A 15,790-nucleotide genomic window follows, 5' to 3' on the forward strand; every position below is an offset into this window, starting at 1 on the left:
TCTTTCCTCGAAAGGAAAGACGCCGGGGGAGTGTTGTCTTATTCGTCAGCGCCATGCGACTTGTACCCAAAATTCCTTTTGCGCTATATATTTTTTCCTGCTTTGCCATGTTGCGGCATGACATACAAATATACAACACGGGCAAGACAATATAGTGGTGAAAGTAACGAACGCGTCCCACACCCAACAGAACCAACGAGGAAGACGATAACACTAAATGGGATATTTCAAACAAAAGCACAGACAATATGAAAAAAATTAAAGTTATGAAAGTAATGAACATCCAAAAAACATTTAAGGAAAAGAAACAGTACGTTCGCCCACAAATCACGATGATACCCATGCAAGCAGAGTGTACGCTGCTGGCTGCAAGCGGCGACAACACCGGTGGAAGTAATATTGGTGGCCATAATGGTGGCGATTTGGACAGTCTGATAACTGGTTGAGATTAACCGAGCGTACATCATCAAGGGCGGCGAAAATATTCTTTACGCCAAGCGCGAGTAAAATTAAAGCAAGCGTCGACCATTAGTCGCCTTTGTGTGGCATTCCTTCTTCACCGCCTTAGCCCGAAAAACTTTATTTCGCACCCAACGAAACAAATGTTTTTTCGGGCTTGTCGCGCACCGAGGACATGCGTCAAGGCATTCTTCGCCTGTCCCATATGGCGAGCGAAAATGATTTCAACCTTTCTTATGGAGTACTTGAGAGCGTACAAGGCCATAGCGCCGCTGGGACGCATGGCGCAAGTGAGGCACAAGTTCGAACATTTGGCGGCTGACGGTAAAAACGCCGCCACACCATCGAGACGATGGCACGCTCTATGAGTTGGAGAAAAACCTCAGACACAAGAAACCGCCACCCGAGGAAGTGGAGACGGAGCGAAAAGCCAAAACTTGCCCCATTCCAATGTATCCGGAGACTTATAAGCTGGACTTACACGAACTGTACACCCATGGGGAAGCCATGGGGAAGGCGTCGCGTTATGCCTTCAACGTATGGATACGCGTTGGCAAGCAGGTTGCGCGACGGACGCTTCAACACGGACAACAAGCTCATGGGGCAAGCCATCAGGGCTATCGCACATGGAAGAAAGAACCCTTTTAAAGCCGCTGCCAGAAACGACGGAGGAAGACTCACAAAAAAAATGCACTCAATCTTCATACAGACAAACAGCCCTTATATGCCGCCGAGGGCGCACAAGGGTCATTCGTTAGAGTGAGAGAATGCAAACATTGAACGCTCGCGATGCTTTTCCCGACTCCCTCCGCAGTGCCACAAAGCAGTCCGTCCCATACATGGCGCAGCGAAATCTCAGCCATTTCAAAAATGTTTCATCGCCCGATCCATTTCCCGGCGGTCTTCTTTCTCTTTGAGACTTTGGCGTTTGTCGTATTCCTTCTTGCCTCGGGCTAAGGCAATGTCAACTTTGGCACGACCATTATTATCAATAAAAACCAAGGTTGGAACGATGGTCAGGCCAGGCGTCTTGGCATCTTCGGCCAAGCGCCTGATTTCTTTTTTTGAGAGCAACAGCTTGCGATCACGCTTTGAAACGTGGTTAGAATAAGAGCCATAAAAATAGGGTGAGATGTTCATGCCCTTAAGCCATATCTCACCATTGCTCACGATACAAAACGAGTCTACCAATGAGGCCTTTCCCAATCGGATAGACTTGATCTCGGTACCGGTGAGCACGATGCCCGCCGTGTAAGTGTCAATGAAGCTGTACTCGAACGAGGCTTTCTTGTTTTTTATCTGTATAGGGCTCTTCTTGCGAAGTGCGAGCGCGTCTTTATTCATGTTCTACGATTGCGAAATTCTCAATATTCCCATCCACATAATGAGCCACTTGCGCGGTGAAATCTTCCTCCAACTCCACAAAAGCATCATCATAAACGTCAAACTCCGGATGTTGCTCGTACAGCGCGTCAAACTCTTCCTGCGTACAGTCTTGTTCAATAGCCTCATGACATTTGCTATAAAGACGATGGGTTTTGTGGATGATGCGATAGAGTTCGGTCATCCCCCATTCACGCACGGCCTTGTCAAAGGGGTTGCGATAGATAAAATCGCCATAGCCATTATGTATGAGTTGGACAAAACCGCCATTCATCAGCTCGTCGCGTAAAATCACATAGGCCACCAACGTGATTTGGTCTGAATTGAGCGTAGACATATTGTCCGCGTTCAGCTCGCCGCCGACACTCTCGAGAATGGCGTCCGCAAACACGGCTACAAACGCGTCCATGCCCTCTTGCGAGGCTCGCCTCAAATCGGAATCTTTTACCCTTACCTCTATCATTGTCTATTATTGGTTTAAGATTGCAAAGATAAACATTTTAAGCTGTAAACATTCTCGTTATGCGTAAAAGGTTGTTAAATTAAGCCCTTGGCGTTCAATGTTTACACCATTCAATTGCAAAAAGAATATCATTGAATGAGCAATGTGATTGGAACGAGGTATGCCGCATTTTCCGCCTGGCGGCAAGGACGATGGCGAAAAATAAAAAAGAATAGCCACTTGCATGTCGTTACGCAAGTGGCCAACTGTTAGTCGTGATGGATAAATTGTTAATTACCATTTGCCTTGCAGTGCTTGCATATGCCTTTGTAATAAAGTTGCATCTCGTCAATGGAATGCCCGCCTATGTTTTTGGATTGTTCCATTCGTGGAGGAACCTCGTCAAAAAGATCGTAAACATGTCCACATTTACGGCAAAAGAAATGAACGTGAGGGCGAATTTCGCCATCATAACACACGCGATGATCGTCAATGGTGATCATCTGGGCAGCGTTATGCTCAGCAAAAAGTCTCAATGTGTTATAGACAGTGGTTCGACTCAATGTCCTTATTTCCTTGCAAATGCCCTGATAGACATCCTCTACGGTTGGGTGAGTGTGATGGGTAAGCAGGTAATCCATAATAGCCAAACGCTGCATGGATAATCTGACGCCACAGCTTACCAATCTATCATAAGCTTCTTGATTCATAACTCTTTTTCGTTTAAAATTTACTCATCTATCACTTAGGCATGCAAAAATAAAAAATATAATAGATTTTAGCAAATTTTTTAGATACAAATTTTATCAAATTAAATTAATTTCAGTTAGCATTTTGTTACATTATCATTAATCTTCTTGACATTAATGCTAAAAAAAGCATGTTTGTGAGATTATAGCATCGCGTCAAACATATAAAAAACGCCAAGCCATCGAGTCGATTGCTTGGCGTCGCGCAATGTACCTTTTGGCGCCCGTGCCCCAAAGACAAAAAAGCGCAAATGGTTTTGTGAGAAACTCGAGCGGGCCGCTATTGGCCCTTAAGACAGTTACTCTGGCTTCATATTGGTGTACACGTTCTGCACATCGTCAAACTCTTCGAGTTTTTCCACCATCTTGTCAATGGTCTCGCGTTGCTCCGGCGTCACGTCCTTCAAGTCGTTGGGAATGCGCGTGAACTCCGCGCTGGTAATCTCAAAACCATTTTCCTCAAGGTATTTTTGTATTTCGCCAAAAGCTGTTGGCGAGCCGTAGATAGTGGTTTCGCCCTCCTCTTCATCCACGTCGTACTCGTCTTCCACCTCGTGGTCGATAAGGTCAAGTATCAATTCGTCCATATCCACCCCCTCTTTCGTCTTGAAAGTGAACACGCTCTTGTGGTCGAAAAGGAAACTCAGCGAGCCTTGATTGCCAAGATTTCCATTGAATTTGTTAAATACCGAGCGCACGTCGGCGACGGTTCGGGTGGTGTTGTCGGTCAGTGTCTCCACGAAAACAGCTATTCCGTGGGGTCCATATCCCTCGTATGTCACATCCTTGTACTCGCTGGTGTCTTTGCCCATGGCGTTCTTGATGGCACGGTCTATGTTGTCCTTGGGCATGTTTTCCTTCTTGCATGTGGCGATAATCGCACGCAAGGTAGGGTTGTTCTCAGGTTCGGGTCCACCAGCTTTCACGGCGATGCTGATTTGTTTACCTAATTTTGTGAACGTGCGGGCCATGTGCCCCCACCTCTTTAATTTAGTAGCTTTACGATATTCAAATGCTCTTCCCATGGGAATTTGTCTATTTATATGATTATTATCTATCTTCGATTAACGCAATTCGGCGCCCAGTTTTGTTGTCAAATTATGGATAAGTTTCTGCATGATAGCGTCAATCTGCTTGTCATTCAATGTTTTTTCCTCATTCTCAAGAATGAAATTTACGGCGTAGCTCTTCTTTCCGTCGGGCAGGTTCTTGCCTTGATACACGTCGAAAAGGACAACATCACGCAAAAATTTCTTCTCCGTCTGGCGTGCTATTTGCTCTATTTGCGCGAACTCCACGCCCTCATCAAGCAGCAACGCGAGGTCACGGCTAACGGCCGGGTACTTGTTTAGTTCCTTGAACACTATCTTGTTTTTCTTGACAGCTTTCATGATGCCAGCCCAATTAAGTTCAGCATAGTACACGTCGTTGTCGACATCCATCTTGCGTAACACTTTTTTGGAGATTTTGCCATACTCCGCAAGCATCTTGCCACCGCGGTTTTTAATGGTCAAACCATAAGCGAAAATATTGTTGTCGCTCTTCGATGGCACCATGATCCCGTCTGGCGCGCCAGCCCTTCGCAGTATATTCTCAACGTAAGCCTTGAGCTCATAGAAAGACGTTTCCTCGTCGGGGTGCGCCCACGAGCCCTCCACGCGCTTGCCACTGATCCACAATCCAAGGTGGTATTCCTGCGAATAGGCTTTGATGGAAGCGTCGTTGTCGTCTTTCTCCGGCGCGTAACGATAAACGTTTCCAAACTCAAAAAATTTGAGATTGGTGCGTTTTCGGTTGATGTTCCGAGCCAAAGACTCCAATCCTCCGAAAAGCATGGTTTGGCGCATGACGCCCAAATCCGCGCTCAATGGGTTCATTAGTTTCACCGTGTTCTTCCAAAGGAACGCGCTCAAATCGTCTTTTTCATAATAGGACGACTTGGTAAGCGAGTTGTTTAATATCTCATTAAAACCGCAACCCACCAATTGTTCGCTCACGATATTTTCCAATCGGTGTTCCCTGTCCTCGTCCCCCTCTACGGTAAGCGATGATTTTAGCTGGTTGGGTATTTCCACATTGTTATACCCGTATATTCGAAGGATATCCTCCACCACGTCGCACGGCCGACGCACATCCACGCGATAGGCCGGCACCAACAGCTCCATGCCCTCCTCGTTCTCGCTTACTATTTTCATCTCAAGGCTTTGCGCTATACGCTTTATGGTATCCTTGCCAAGGCTTTTACCTATCAGACGGTCGCAATATTCATATCGCAGGCTCACCTTGAAATCCTCCATTAGCTCTGGATAGACGTCTTTCACCTGCATGGAGACTTTGCCGCCAGCCAACTCCTTGCACAGTATGGCAGCCTGCTTCAACGCGTATACTTGTCCGTTGGGGTCTACGCCACGCTCAAACCTGAAACTTGAGTCGGTGCTAAGCCCATGCCTTCGCGCGCTTTTCCTAATCCATGTGGGATGGAAATAGGCGCTTTCCAACACCACGTTTCTCGTGGTCTCGTAGGTGCCGGAGCCTTTTCCGCCAAAAATGCCGGCAATGCACATAGGCTCCTCGGCGTTGCAGATACTCAGGTCGTGCTCCCCAAGTTCATGTTCCTCGCCGTCCAATGTCACAAATTTCGTGCCCTCAGGCTGCGTGCGCACTACTATTTTGTGCCCCGTTACCATATCCGCGTCAAAGCAATGCATGGGTTGGCCGTAGGCCATCATGATATAATTGGTGATGTCCACGATATTGTTTATGGGGCGCAATCCCACGGTCACCAGCTTGTCTTGCAACCATTTGGGGCTTTCTTTCACGTCACAATCTGTCACGCTCAAGCATGCGTAGCGTTTGCATGCCGCAGTATTCTCTATCTCCACGTCGATGGGCAACGACTCATTGTCCACCTCAAACCTGTCGCAGTCCGGGCGACGCAATGTGGTTTCATACCCCCGTTGCGCCAGCCAAGCGTACAAGTCGCGCGCCACGCCATAATGACTCAACGCGTCGGCGCGGTTCGCCGTGATGTCGATGTCTATCACCCAATCGCTCTCCAAGTGGTAATATTCGGCGGCAGGCGTGCCCACGACAGCGTCTTCCGGCAAAACAATGATGCCCTCGTGACTGCTGCCCACGCCTATTTCGTCCTCGGCGCATATCATGCCAAAGCTGTCCACGCCGCGCAGGCGCGATTTTTTGATGACAAATTCCTTGTCGCCATCATGGAGCACACAGCCCAAATCGGCCACGATGACCTTCTGGCCTGCCGCCACATTGGGCGCGCCGCATACTATCTGTTGTGGCTCACCCTTGCCCAAATCAACGGTTGTGACATGCAAATGGTCACTGTTTGGATGGGCCTCGCAGGTGAGCACCTTTCCCACGTATAGACCTTTCAGGCCTCCTTTGATGGCTTGCACCTCCTCCAAGGAGTCCACCTCCAACCCCGTGGAGGTCAATGCGTCAGCGGTTTCTTGGGGCGTTAGCGAGAAGTCCACGTACTCCTTAAGCCACTTATATGAAATCTTCATGAAATTATTGAGTTTATAAACCTTCGAATTGCCTGCAAAATTACTAAATTAATACGACACGCCCAAGCACACGTCGTGTTTTCTTAATCTTCGCTTTGCAGAACAGGCAGCGAGATATGATAGCGCAAGGCCAAGAACCGTATCATGATAATGGCTACGAAAGTGACAACCACCGTTACTGCGAAATTGACCTCCAGCCATACCATAAACCAATAAAGCAACCCGCCGGCGACACTCGCCATGGCGTAAATCTCTTTTTGAAACACCACGGGTGGTTTGTTCAGAAGCACGTCCCGGATAATACCGCCCGCGCATCCCGTGATACACCCCATGATGATGGCCACCCAATACGGCTGGGCGCAGGTAAGGGTTTTCTGAATGCCGGCTATGGTGAAGAGCGCCAATCCAATGGTGTCAAATACCAACCACGTGTTATCCAGCCGTTTCATGTATTTCGCGAACACAATCACGATGACTTGCGCAAGTATCGTACAGACCACATAGAAGGGCGATGTCATCCAGAACGGTGTCACGCCAAGCATCATGTCGCGAAGCGTGCCACCACCGATGGCTACGGAAAAACCGCAGACAAAGCCACCAAACCAATCGTATTTTTTCTCGGCCGCGTGCCTTATGCCGGACAAGGCGAAAGCCAATGTTCCGAGCAACTCAAGGATTACCTGTATCGAGCGAACGAAATCGGGGTCTCGATAGAATATTTCATACCACATTTTTAGGTTGTCCGGCTATAAAGGCGTTTACGTTTTCCACAGCTATCTTGAGCAGTCTCGCCCTCGCCTCCATAGACGCCCAAGCGATGTGAGGCGTGAAGTAGGCGTGGGGCTGTTTTAGCAACGGATTGTCTTTGGATGGTGGCTCCAAGCCCATCACGTCGGCGCCATAGCCCAAGAGGTGCCCATCGGCCAAGGCGTCGGCCAAGGCCTGCTCATCCACCAACTGCCCGCGGCCTGTGTTGATGAGTATGGAGCCGCGTTTCATACGCGCCAATCGCTCGGCGTTGATCATCTTGTCGGTATCGGGCGTGAGCGGACAGTGCAATGTCAACACGTCTGATATGCTCAGCAGGCCGTCCAACGTGGTTTTCTGAATGCCCTCGGGTAGTTGCGCCGCCTCTTTAGATGTCATGGCAAACACGTCCATGCCAAACTGGCGGGCTATCGTGGCTACGTGCATGCCGATATTGCCCAACCCCACAATGCCTATCGTTTTGTCAGCAAGCTCAATGATGGGTGTGTTCCAAAAACAAAAGTCCTTGCTGTCACTCCATCGGCCATCGCGCACCTCGTTGGCGTAATGCCCCACTTGGTTGGTAATGTTCAGTATGTGCGCGAAAGTCATCTGCACCACGCTGTCAGTGCTGTAGGCCGGAATGTTGGACACGATGATGCCACGCTCGTGGGCGTAATCCACATCCACCACGTTATAACCCGTGGCGAGTACGCCAATATATTTAAGACGTGGCAGCCTGTCGATGGTGTCGCGTGTTATCTTCACTTTGTTTAACAGGATGATTTCGGCATCCTTGGCATATTCCGCCACCTTGTCCTCCGAGGTGCGCGGATACACCCTCAAGTCTCCTAATTTTTCCATCGCCGACCATGACAGGTCGCCGGGATTGGCTGAATAGCCGTCTAATACTACAATTTTCATTTCTCTTTTTTTTTTCGTTTCGTCGTCTTTTATGTTTCAAGGCGTGTGCCATGATTATTCGCGTGATGGGTGAGCCCATGCCATTGTCAATCTTTGAAGCGGTCGCCCCAACAGTCTGTCATGCGCTTGTACAGTTTGTCCTCGGCCGGCGCATGCTGCGCGTGCCAAAATCTCACGTCCACGAGAGCGTCCGGCAGATATTGCTGCTCTGTAAAATTGTTCGGATAATCGTGCGGGTATTTGTAGCCGTCATGGTATCCAAGTTCGGCCATGAGCTTGGTTGGCGCGTTCCTGATGGGCATCGGCACGGGCTGGTTGCCGCTGCGACGCACCTCGTCAATCGCCGCGTCGATGGCCAAATAGGCAGAGTTGCTTTTCGGGCTGGTGGCCAAATAGACCGTGGCCTCGGCCAATGGTATGCGCCCCTCGGGCCATCCTATCTTCATGACAGCGTCAAAAGCCGCGTTGGCCAACAACAACGCGTTGGGGTTGGCCAGTCCGATGTCCTCGGCCGCGCTTATCACCAACCGGCGGGCTATGAACCGCGGGTCTTCCCCACCCTCTATCATCCTCGCCATCCAGTAAAGCGCCGCGTCGGGGTCTGACCCCCTGATGCTCTTGATAAAGGCCGAAATGATGTCATAATGCATCTCTCCGTCCTTGTCGTAAGCCAATGGGTTGGATTGCAAAAGCCTCTCTACCGTCTCGTCGGTAACCAGCACCTCATGGCTTGTGGTGGACGACACCACCAAGTCAAGAATGTTGAGCAGCTTGCGAGCGTCGCCCCCGCTGTATCGCATCATCGCCCCCGTCTCCTTGAGGTCGATTTCGCGACGCCTCAGCTCCTCGTCCTCGGCGATGGCCCGGCTCAATATCCTCGTCAGGCCGTCTTTGTCTAACGACTTGAGCACATAGAGCTGGCAACGAGACAGCAACGGCCTGATTACCTCGAAAGAGGGATTTTCCGTCGTGGCCCCTATCAGCGTCACGACACCGCGTTCCACAGCCCCCAAGAGCGAGTCTTGCTGCGATTTGGAGAAGCGGTGTATCTCGTCAATGAACAGTATGGGCGATTGCGCGTTGAAAAAATGCCCCTGTTTGGCACGCTCTATCACCTCGCGCACATCTTTCACGCCACTCGTCACCGCGCTCAGCGTGAAAAATGGCACCTTAAGCATGCCAGCTATAATCCGGGCCAACGTGGTCTTGCCCACGCCGGGCGGCCCCCACAGTATGAACGATGACACATGGCCGGCCTCCACCATGCGTCGAAGCGCGGCGTCTTTGCCCACCACATGCTCTTGCCCCACATAGTCGTCGAGGGTCGTCGGGCGCATCCTTTCCGCCAAAGGTTTACTCATGTTTGCAAAATTAATAAAATATTAACCAACCGCCATCATCTCACTGTTAAAGATATAGAAACCCTTTAATATAGTGCCACCCGTCGCGCGACGTCCGCGTTGGGACAGGTTCGCGAGCGGTTGGTTTCATCTTTGCCGCGCGCGGTAATAAAATACGAATGGCAGAACGAGGCAAACCGTCGGTATCAGGTCGGGCAAATGGGCGCAGAACATTCGCCCCGCGTTTTACGTTAGCCCAAGCCCAGGGCAAAGAAAAAAGCCCTGAAAATAACTGACAAAAGGGTCTTCGGGAGCGGCTTATTTACGAGCGAGAAGGCATGCGCGCACAAATACGGCCGCATTTTGAGTTTTTCATAAAATGCTATGCTTCAATATGTTGCAAAAATATGAGGCGAACGCTGCAAAAATAGTTTTCTTACGCCATCGCCATTGGGCCTTGATCGCACCCTCATTAGCCCTTAAGCGCACCCTCAATGGGTAACATTCATGCCACGATCGGTACTTAAACGTAACGCCAATAGGCGCCAATGGCGTTTTGACCGTAACATGATAGCCTAAAAATGACCGAATTTTTGGTCGGCAACAATTTTTTTGCCGCTATTTGGTCAATTTTTCAAGGACATGTTTTTGTGACTATATGTTGACACCGAGGTCATGTCTTGGCTAAGTGGCGCGGTCAACATTTTTTGCCTCCGACACTAAACGATAGTGTAATTTGCAACTGTATTGTCGCCAATTGTCGTCTATTTATCGTATCTTTGCAGCGATGTGGCCAAATCAGGAAAGGCCACGCAAATCATATGTCTATAATGACAAGAGAGGCAGTGGGCGCCAGTTTGGCAACAGCAACAGGCGCAGCCCGTTTTAAGACAACCCAAATGATACGTTTCACGACACTCATCCTTAGCGCGTTCGTGGCTTGCGCGGCATTGGCTCAAGGCCTGCCCACCGACGGACCGCTGACCATCGACCCCAAACTTCAGGCTCTGGGCAAGCGACTTCTACGCGGCAAACAGGGAAGCATGGTGGCCATAGAGCCAGCCACGGGCCGCGTCTTGGCGCTCGTTAGCGCCGACAGGGTGGGCGAAGACATCAACCGGGCCATATCAAAAGAGTATTCGCCGGGGTCCACTTTCAAGGTGGCACAGGCTCTTGCCATGCTCTCGGAGGGCACGCTCAAACCGGAGACTATTTATCCTTGCGACAAAGGCTTCACATTTGGCGGCATTCATATTGGCTGCCACGCGCATCGCTCGCCGCTCGACTTGGTCGGAGCGTTAGGATATTCTTGCAACGCTTATTTCTGCAAGGCTTTCCAGGAGATGATAGACAACAAAGCCGTGTATCCCACTAAGCGCGGCGCCATCGACCGATGGAACGCCTACATGCGGAGCATGGGTTTGGGAGAGCCGCTCGGCGTGGACTTGCCCGGGGAGGTGGCTGGGCATGTGCCAAACGCCGCTTCGCTCTCCGCGCTGCACCGAAACTGGAATGGCGCCACCGTGATGTGGATGGGCATGGGGCAAGGGGAGGTTACAACCACCCCACTGCAACTGTGCAATTTGGCGGCTATGATAGCCAACCGAGGGTTCTTTTTCACCCCTCACATCCATCTGTCGACAGCCGACAGCCCCTTGGACGGCACGCGCGCGCGGTCGCGACAATGTTTGGCCAAACCGTGGGCGATCGATTATGTCATACAAGGTATGCGCTTGGCCGTCAAGCATGGAACCGCCGCTCGCATAGACACACCGGCTTATAAGATATGCGGCAAAACCGGAACGGCCGAGAACGAGGGGGCCGACCACTCCATCTTCATGGGGTTCGCGCCGATGAACTCGCCACGTATCGCCGTCAGTGTGTTTGTCGAAAATGGTGGCTTTGGGGCCGATTTGGCGGCTCCATTGGCAGCGCTGATGATAGAACAGTATCTCACGGGCAACCTGTCGGCTAAGTCAAAGCGTCGGGCCGCGAAATGGGAAAACAAGAAAGTAAAGGTAACGCCAGTGGAGAAGGCTGTTAGTTTTGACGACCTGTAAGCCCATGCCAAGCCCTCTTCAAGGTAGGCTCAAGCTTTCAATTACACCTTTATATTATAGCATAAGCAAATATCAAATACAAAATACCTATACAATGACCAAACTCATAGATTGTTTCGTGCCTGCGGGCAACGACGAAGAGACCGACAAAAACGTCAACGCGCTGAACGCGCTCGATATAGTGAACGACATCACCATCGTGGAGACGTCCATGCGCGAGAGCGAGACCGTGCGCACGATGGCTGACATGGCCAAAGCCGAGTACACCCTGTTCTATCTCAAACCACAATACATTCGCATGGGCTATCTGGCTTTGGAGCGCATGGTGCAAGTGGCCGAGATGACAGGAGCGGGCATGATTTACGCCGACCATTACAACGTGTCGGTCAACGGACAACGCACCGAGGCACCCGTCATTGACTATCAGGCAGGCAGCCTACGAGACGATTTCGACTTCGGCAGCGCGCTCCTTTTTCGCACCGAAGCGTTGAAAGAGGCTGCCGCGCGCACCACCGCCGACTATGCGGCGGCGGGCATTTACGACCTGAGACTGAAACTGTCGCAACGCCATCGCATAGAGCACATCAACGAATTCTTGTATTCCGAGGTGGAACTTGACACCCGAAAGACAGGCGAGAAACTCTTCGACTATGTAAATCCACGCAACAGAGACTCACAAATAGAGATGGAGGCCGCTTGCACGGAGCATCTTAAGGAAGTGGGGGCGTACTTGCCTCCCGTAAGCAAGAAGGTGGACTTCACGGGCGACTTCATGGTGGAGGCTTCTATCATGATACCCACGCTCAACCGCGTGAGCACCATTCGAGACGCCATCGAGAGCGCGTTGAGCCAAAAAACCGATTTCAAATACAATGTCTTCGTGGTGGAGAATGGCCCAAACTGCCATTCCACCGATGGCACCACCGAACTGATAGACGAGTACAAAGACGACCCACGCGTGATACATATCATACCGGAGCGCAATGACATCGGCGTGGGGGGCAGCTGGAACATGGCCGCGCGCCATCCGCAGTGCGGCCGGTTCATCGTTCAATTGGACTCGGACGATGTATACTCGGGCACGGACACACTGCAAAAAATTGTAGAAACCTTCCGCCAAGAGAGATGCGCCATGGTCATCGGCTCGTACACATTGACAGACATTGACCTTAACATCTTGCCACCGGGCAAGATTGACCACCGTGAGTGGACAGCCGAGAATGGGCACAACAACGCCTTGCGCATCAATGGGCTTGGCGCGCCGCGGGCGTTTTTCACGCCCGTACTGCGCGACATCAAGCTGCCCAACGTGTGCTATGGCGAGGACTACGCTATCGGCTTGGCCATCAGCAGAGAGTATCGCATAGGCCGAATATACGATGCTATATACAATTGCCGGCGCTGGGACGACAACTCGGACGGCGACCTGAGCGTAGAGAAAAACAATCGCAACAATCTTTACAAAGACCGCTTGCGCACATGGGAACTGATGGCTCGCATGAAAAAGAGGTCGTAATTCGCAATCTTCAATTTCAATTCACGATTTCAAATATTGAACCTTTGACGGAGACGCGACTGTTTACAAATAATAATCGTGAATTGAATATTGTTGATTGTGAATTGAAAAAAACATAAAACACCAGCCCGAAAGGCAATAACTGAAAATTGAAAATTGTGAATCGCGAACTGAACAAACGTCTTTGGTTGTGGATTCCCACGCTTTATTTTGCCGAGGGAATACCTTATTTTATAGTGAACAACATATCGGTGACCATGTTTACGAGGATGGGTGTGCCCAACGGCGAGATGGCATTGTTCACCAGTTTGCTCTATCTGCCATGGGTCATCAAACCCCTTTGGAGTCCGTTCGTTGACATCTTGCGTACCAAACGATGGTGGATTGTAACCACGCAAGTGCTCATGAGCGCGCTCTTCGTGCTGCTCACACTGAGCGTTCCGCACCCCGACACCACCCTGATAGGCAGCAAAACAGTGCCTGTGAGCATGTTTACGCTCACGCTCATACTTTTTGTCATCACGGCGTTTGCCTCGGCCACGCACGACATAGCGGCCGACGGCTTCTACATGTTGGCCGCCAACGAGGAGGAACAAAGTTTCTTCGTAGGCATCCGCAGCACCTTTTATCGGCTCAGCAGCATCTTTGGGCAGGGCGTGTTGGTGTACGTTGCCGGCAGATTGGAAAAGTCGACGGGCGACATTCCCACCTCGTGGCAAATCACGATGGGCATCACTGCCGTAATGTTTTGCGCCCTCACGCTGTACCATACGTTCGCCCTGCCTCGCCCACAAGCGGACGACCCACGCATGGGGCACGAATCAAGGGTGAGCGCAAGAGAGGTAATAAGCGAGTTTGCCCGCACGTTTTACACCTATTTCAGCAAGTCGGGCGTATGGTTGGCCATCACGTTCATGTTACTTTACAGGCTTCCAGAGGCTTTCCTTCTCAAGATGGTGAACCCGTTTTTGCTTGACCCGGCGTCGCGTGGAGGACTGGGGTTGGACACGGACACGGTGGGAATTGTCTATGGCACCATAGGTGTCATCGCGCTTACCATAGGCGGAATTATCGGAGGCATAGCCGCGTCGCGGTGGGGATTGCGCCGTTCGCTATGGCCAATGGCCGCCAGCATCTCGCTGCCCTGCGTCACGTTTGTGTACCTCGCCATGTTCCACCCCGTCAACATCATAGTCATCAGTGCGTGCGTGGCGGTCGAGCAGTTTGGCTATGGCTTTGGATTCACTGCCTATATGCTCTATATGATGCACTTCTCCAAAGGCGAATTTACAACCGCCCACTATGCCATTTGCACGGCGTTTATGGCTATGAGCATGATGGTTCCGGGCATGTTTGCCGGCTATCTGCAAGAAATGATGGGCTATGAGCATTTCTTTTGGCTGGTGATGGCATGCATTTTGGGAACTATGGGCGCCACATTCTTTGTGCGCAAAAAAATCAATGAAACAAACACGAGCACGCAGACGCATGTGTAGTCGTGCCGATGTCAGCCAAACTTGAGAACGCCAAATGCGCCCGTGAGACTGACGTTGGATCTACGTTGGAGAATACAGAATGTACAGATAATACGACGAGGGGATATGTTGGCCTGTAGCAGGCCGAGTGTCATGACTCGCTTGGGAGCGGCAAAAGATATTCGGCGCAAAGCCAAAACGCGGAAGAGATACACCACACACACTCTCTTGGTTTGTCGAAAGCAAACCAAGGGCATAAAACAAACATAGAAAACAGACAGCGTATGAAAGCAATACTTATCGCGGACAGTGGCTCCACCAAGACAGATTGGTGCCTGTTGGCGCAAGACGGAACTAAAACACAAGTGCGAACCAAGGGTCTAAACCCTTTCCAAATGACCGAAGGCGAAATCAAGGCGGAAATAAACACGGCGTTATTGCCGCGCATCCCGACTACCTCCATCACCTCACTGCACTTTTATGGGGCCGGCTGCACATTGGAAAAACAACCCACGGTGGAGCGCGCGCTTCGCCAATGCTTATCCGTTGAGGGAACTTGCGAGGTGGCGAGCGACATGCTTGGCGCGGCAAGAGGCATTTGCGGGCATTCCGCGGGCATCGCGTGCATACTCGGCACAGGCAGCAACTCGTGCGCCTACAATGGCGAAAAAATCACGGCTAACGTCTCTCCCCTTGGGTTTATTCTCGGCGACGAAGGCAGCGGGGCGGTGCTCGGGCGAACCCTTTTGGGCGATGTGATGAAACGTCAACTACCGCAGCGCATCATAGACAAGTTTCATGAGCGATACCCACTGAATAACGCCGACATCATAGACAAGGTTTATCGGCAAAAGACACCCAACAGATTCTTGGCGTCGTTCGCGCCTTTTATCAAGGAGAATATTGACGAGCCACACATCGAAGAGATGGTGAAAGATGGCTTCAGACGCTTCTTGCGCCGCAACGTAAGGCAGTACGAGCTGTGCGAACAGCTGCCTATCGGTTTCGTCGGGTCCATCGCCTTGGCCTTCAACAAACAACTCGCGGAGGTTGTGGCAGAAGAGAACATGCGGCTTGGGCGTATCATCAAGGCGCCAATGGATGGCTTGGTGGAGTTTCACCAATAAGTTTGCGACAAGAAAATAAATTCTCATGGCACACG

Annotated in this window: 15 protein-coding genes; 7 read left to right on the plus strand and 8 right to left on the minus strand. The window is 50.9% G+C overall.

The annotated features are described in order from the left end of the window. The first annotated feature begins 248 nt into the window (after positions 1-248). The 3 genes from HMPREF1640_RS03995 (at position 249) to HMPREF1640_RS13185 (ending at position 1,107) form a co-directional block, all read left to right on the plus strand. Positions 249-446, plus strand: coding sequence for a hypothetical protein (locus tag HMPREF1640_RS03995; RefSeq protein WP_036892645.1), 198 nt, complete (start codon positions 249-251; stop codon positions 444-446). Between the two features lie 249 nt (positions 447-695). Then, entirely contained in the window at positions 696-827 is a 132-nt protein-coding gene (locus HMPREF1640_RS13870) for a hypothetical protein (RefSeq protein ID WP_255327709.1), read from the plus strand. 1 nt (position 828) lies between these two features. Beyond that, positions 829-1,107: a hypothetical protein gene (locus HMPREF1640_RS13185; RefSeq protein WP_156098703.1), complete on the plus strand. Its 279-nt coding sequence runs from the start codon at positions 829-831 to the stop codon at positions 1,105-1,107. A gap of 216 nt (positions 1,108-1,323) precedes the next feature. Here HMPREF1640_RS13185 and smpB read toward each other — a convergent pair whose 3' ends face one another. From smpB to HMPREF1640_RS04040, 8 genes are all read right to left on the minus strand, one after another. Then, complete coding sequence (gene smpB / locus HMPREF1640_RS04005; RefSeq protein ID WP_036892651.1) at positions 1,324-1,803, minus strand: SsrA-binding protein SmpB; 480 nt, start codon at positions 1,801-1,803, stop codon at positions 1,324-1,326. Then, on the minus strand, positions 1,796-2,305 hold the full coding sequence (locus tag HMPREF1640_RS04010; RefSeq protein WP_036892653.1) for a DMP19 family protein: 510 nt from the start codon (positions 2,303-2,305) through the stop codon (positions 1,796-1,798). The genes smpB and HMPREF1640_RS04010 overlap by 8 nt, the downstream gene beginning before the upstream one ends. A gap of 269 nt (positions 2,306-2,574) precedes the next feature. Continuing rightward, the gene (locus HMPREF1640_RS12745) at positions 2,575-2,994 is read right to left on the minus strand and encodes a Fur family transcriptional regulator (RefSeq protein ID WP_081935265.1); all 420 of its coding nucleotides are present in this window, start codon (positions 2,992-2,994) and stop codon (positions 2,575-2,577) included. A 338-nt stretch (positions 2,995-3,332) separates the two neighbouring features. Continuing rightward, positions 3,333-4,058: a YebC/PmpR family DNA-binding transcriptional regulator gene (locus tag HMPREF1640_RS04020; RefSeq protein ID WP_036892658.1), complete on the minus strand. Its 726-nt coding sequence runs from the start codon at positions 4,056-4,058 to the stop codon at positions 3,333-3,335. A 39-nt stretch (positions 4,059-4,097) separates the two neighbouring features. After that, the gene (gene pheT, locus HMPREF1640_RS04025) at positions 4,098-6,566 is read right to left on the minus strand and encodes a phenylalanine--tRNA ligase subunit beta (protein ID WP_036892659.1); all 2,469 of its coding nucleotides are present in this window, start codon (positions 6,564-6,566) and stop codon (positions 4,098-4,100) included. An 83-nt stretch (positions 6,567-6,649) separates the two neighbouring features. Then, positions 6,650-7,297, minus strand: a complete 648-nt coding sequence (locus HMPREF1640_RS04030) for a trimeric intracellular cation channel family protein (RefSeq protein ID WP_156098704.1) — start codon at positions 7,295-7,297, stop codon at positions 6,650-6,652. Continuing rightward, complete coding sequence (locus HMPREF1640_RS04035; protein ID WP_036892660.1) at positions 7,287-8,237, minus strand: D-2-hydroxyacid dehydrogenase; 951 nt, start codon at positions 8,235-8,237, stop codon at positions 7,287-7,289. Before HMPREF1640_RS04035 ends, HMPREF1640_RS04030 begins: the two co-directional genes overlap by 11 nt. Before the next feature lie 86 nt (positions 8,238-8,323). Further along, positions 8,324-9,598: a replication-associated recombination protein A gene (locus HMPREF1640_RS04040; RefSeq protein WP_036892661.1), complete on the minus strand. Its 1,275-nt coding sequence runs from the start codon at positions 9,596-9,598 to the stop codon at positions 8,324-8,326. Positions 9,599-10,407: 809 nt separating this feature from the next. Here HMPREF1640_RS04040 and HMPREF1640_RS04045 point away from each other — a divergent pair. The 4 genes from HMPREF1640_RS04045 (at position 10,408) to HMPREF1640_RS04060 (ending at position 15,755) form a co-directional block, all read left to right on the plus strand. Continuing rightward, entirely contained in the window at positions 10,408-11,637 is a 1,230-nt protein-coding gene (locus tag HMPREF1640_RS04045) for a penicillin-binding transpeptidase domain-containing protein (RefSeq protein WP_231565829.1), read from the plus strand. Between the two features lie 94 nt (positions 11,638-11,731). After that, positions 11,732-13,153 (plus strand): glycosyltransferase family 2 protein, encoded by a 1,422-nt coding sequence (locus HMPREF1640_RS04050; protein ID WP_036892662.1) that lies wholly within the window; start codon positions 11,732-11,734, stop codon positions 13,151-13,153. Between the two features lie 158 nt (positions 13,154-13,311). Beyond that, complete coding sequence (locus HMPREF1640_RS04055; protein ID WP_369699820.1) at positions 13,312-14,649, plus strand: MFS transporter; 1,338 nt, start codon at positions 13,312-13,314, stop codon at positions 14,647-14,649. Positions 14,650-14,912: 263 nt separating this feature from the next. After that, positions 14,913-15,755: an ATPase gene (locus HMPREF1640_RS04060; RefSeq protein ID WP_036892728.1), complete on the plus strand. Its 843-nt coding sequence runs from the start codon at positions 14,913-14,915 to the stop codon at positions 15,753-15,755. Positions 15,756-15,790 lie beyond the last annotated feature (35 nt).

This window comes from Prevotella sp. S7-1-8 (assembly GCF_000758925.1).
GTDB lineage: Bacteria > Bacteroidota > Bacteroidia > Bacteroidales > Bacteroidaceae > Prevotella.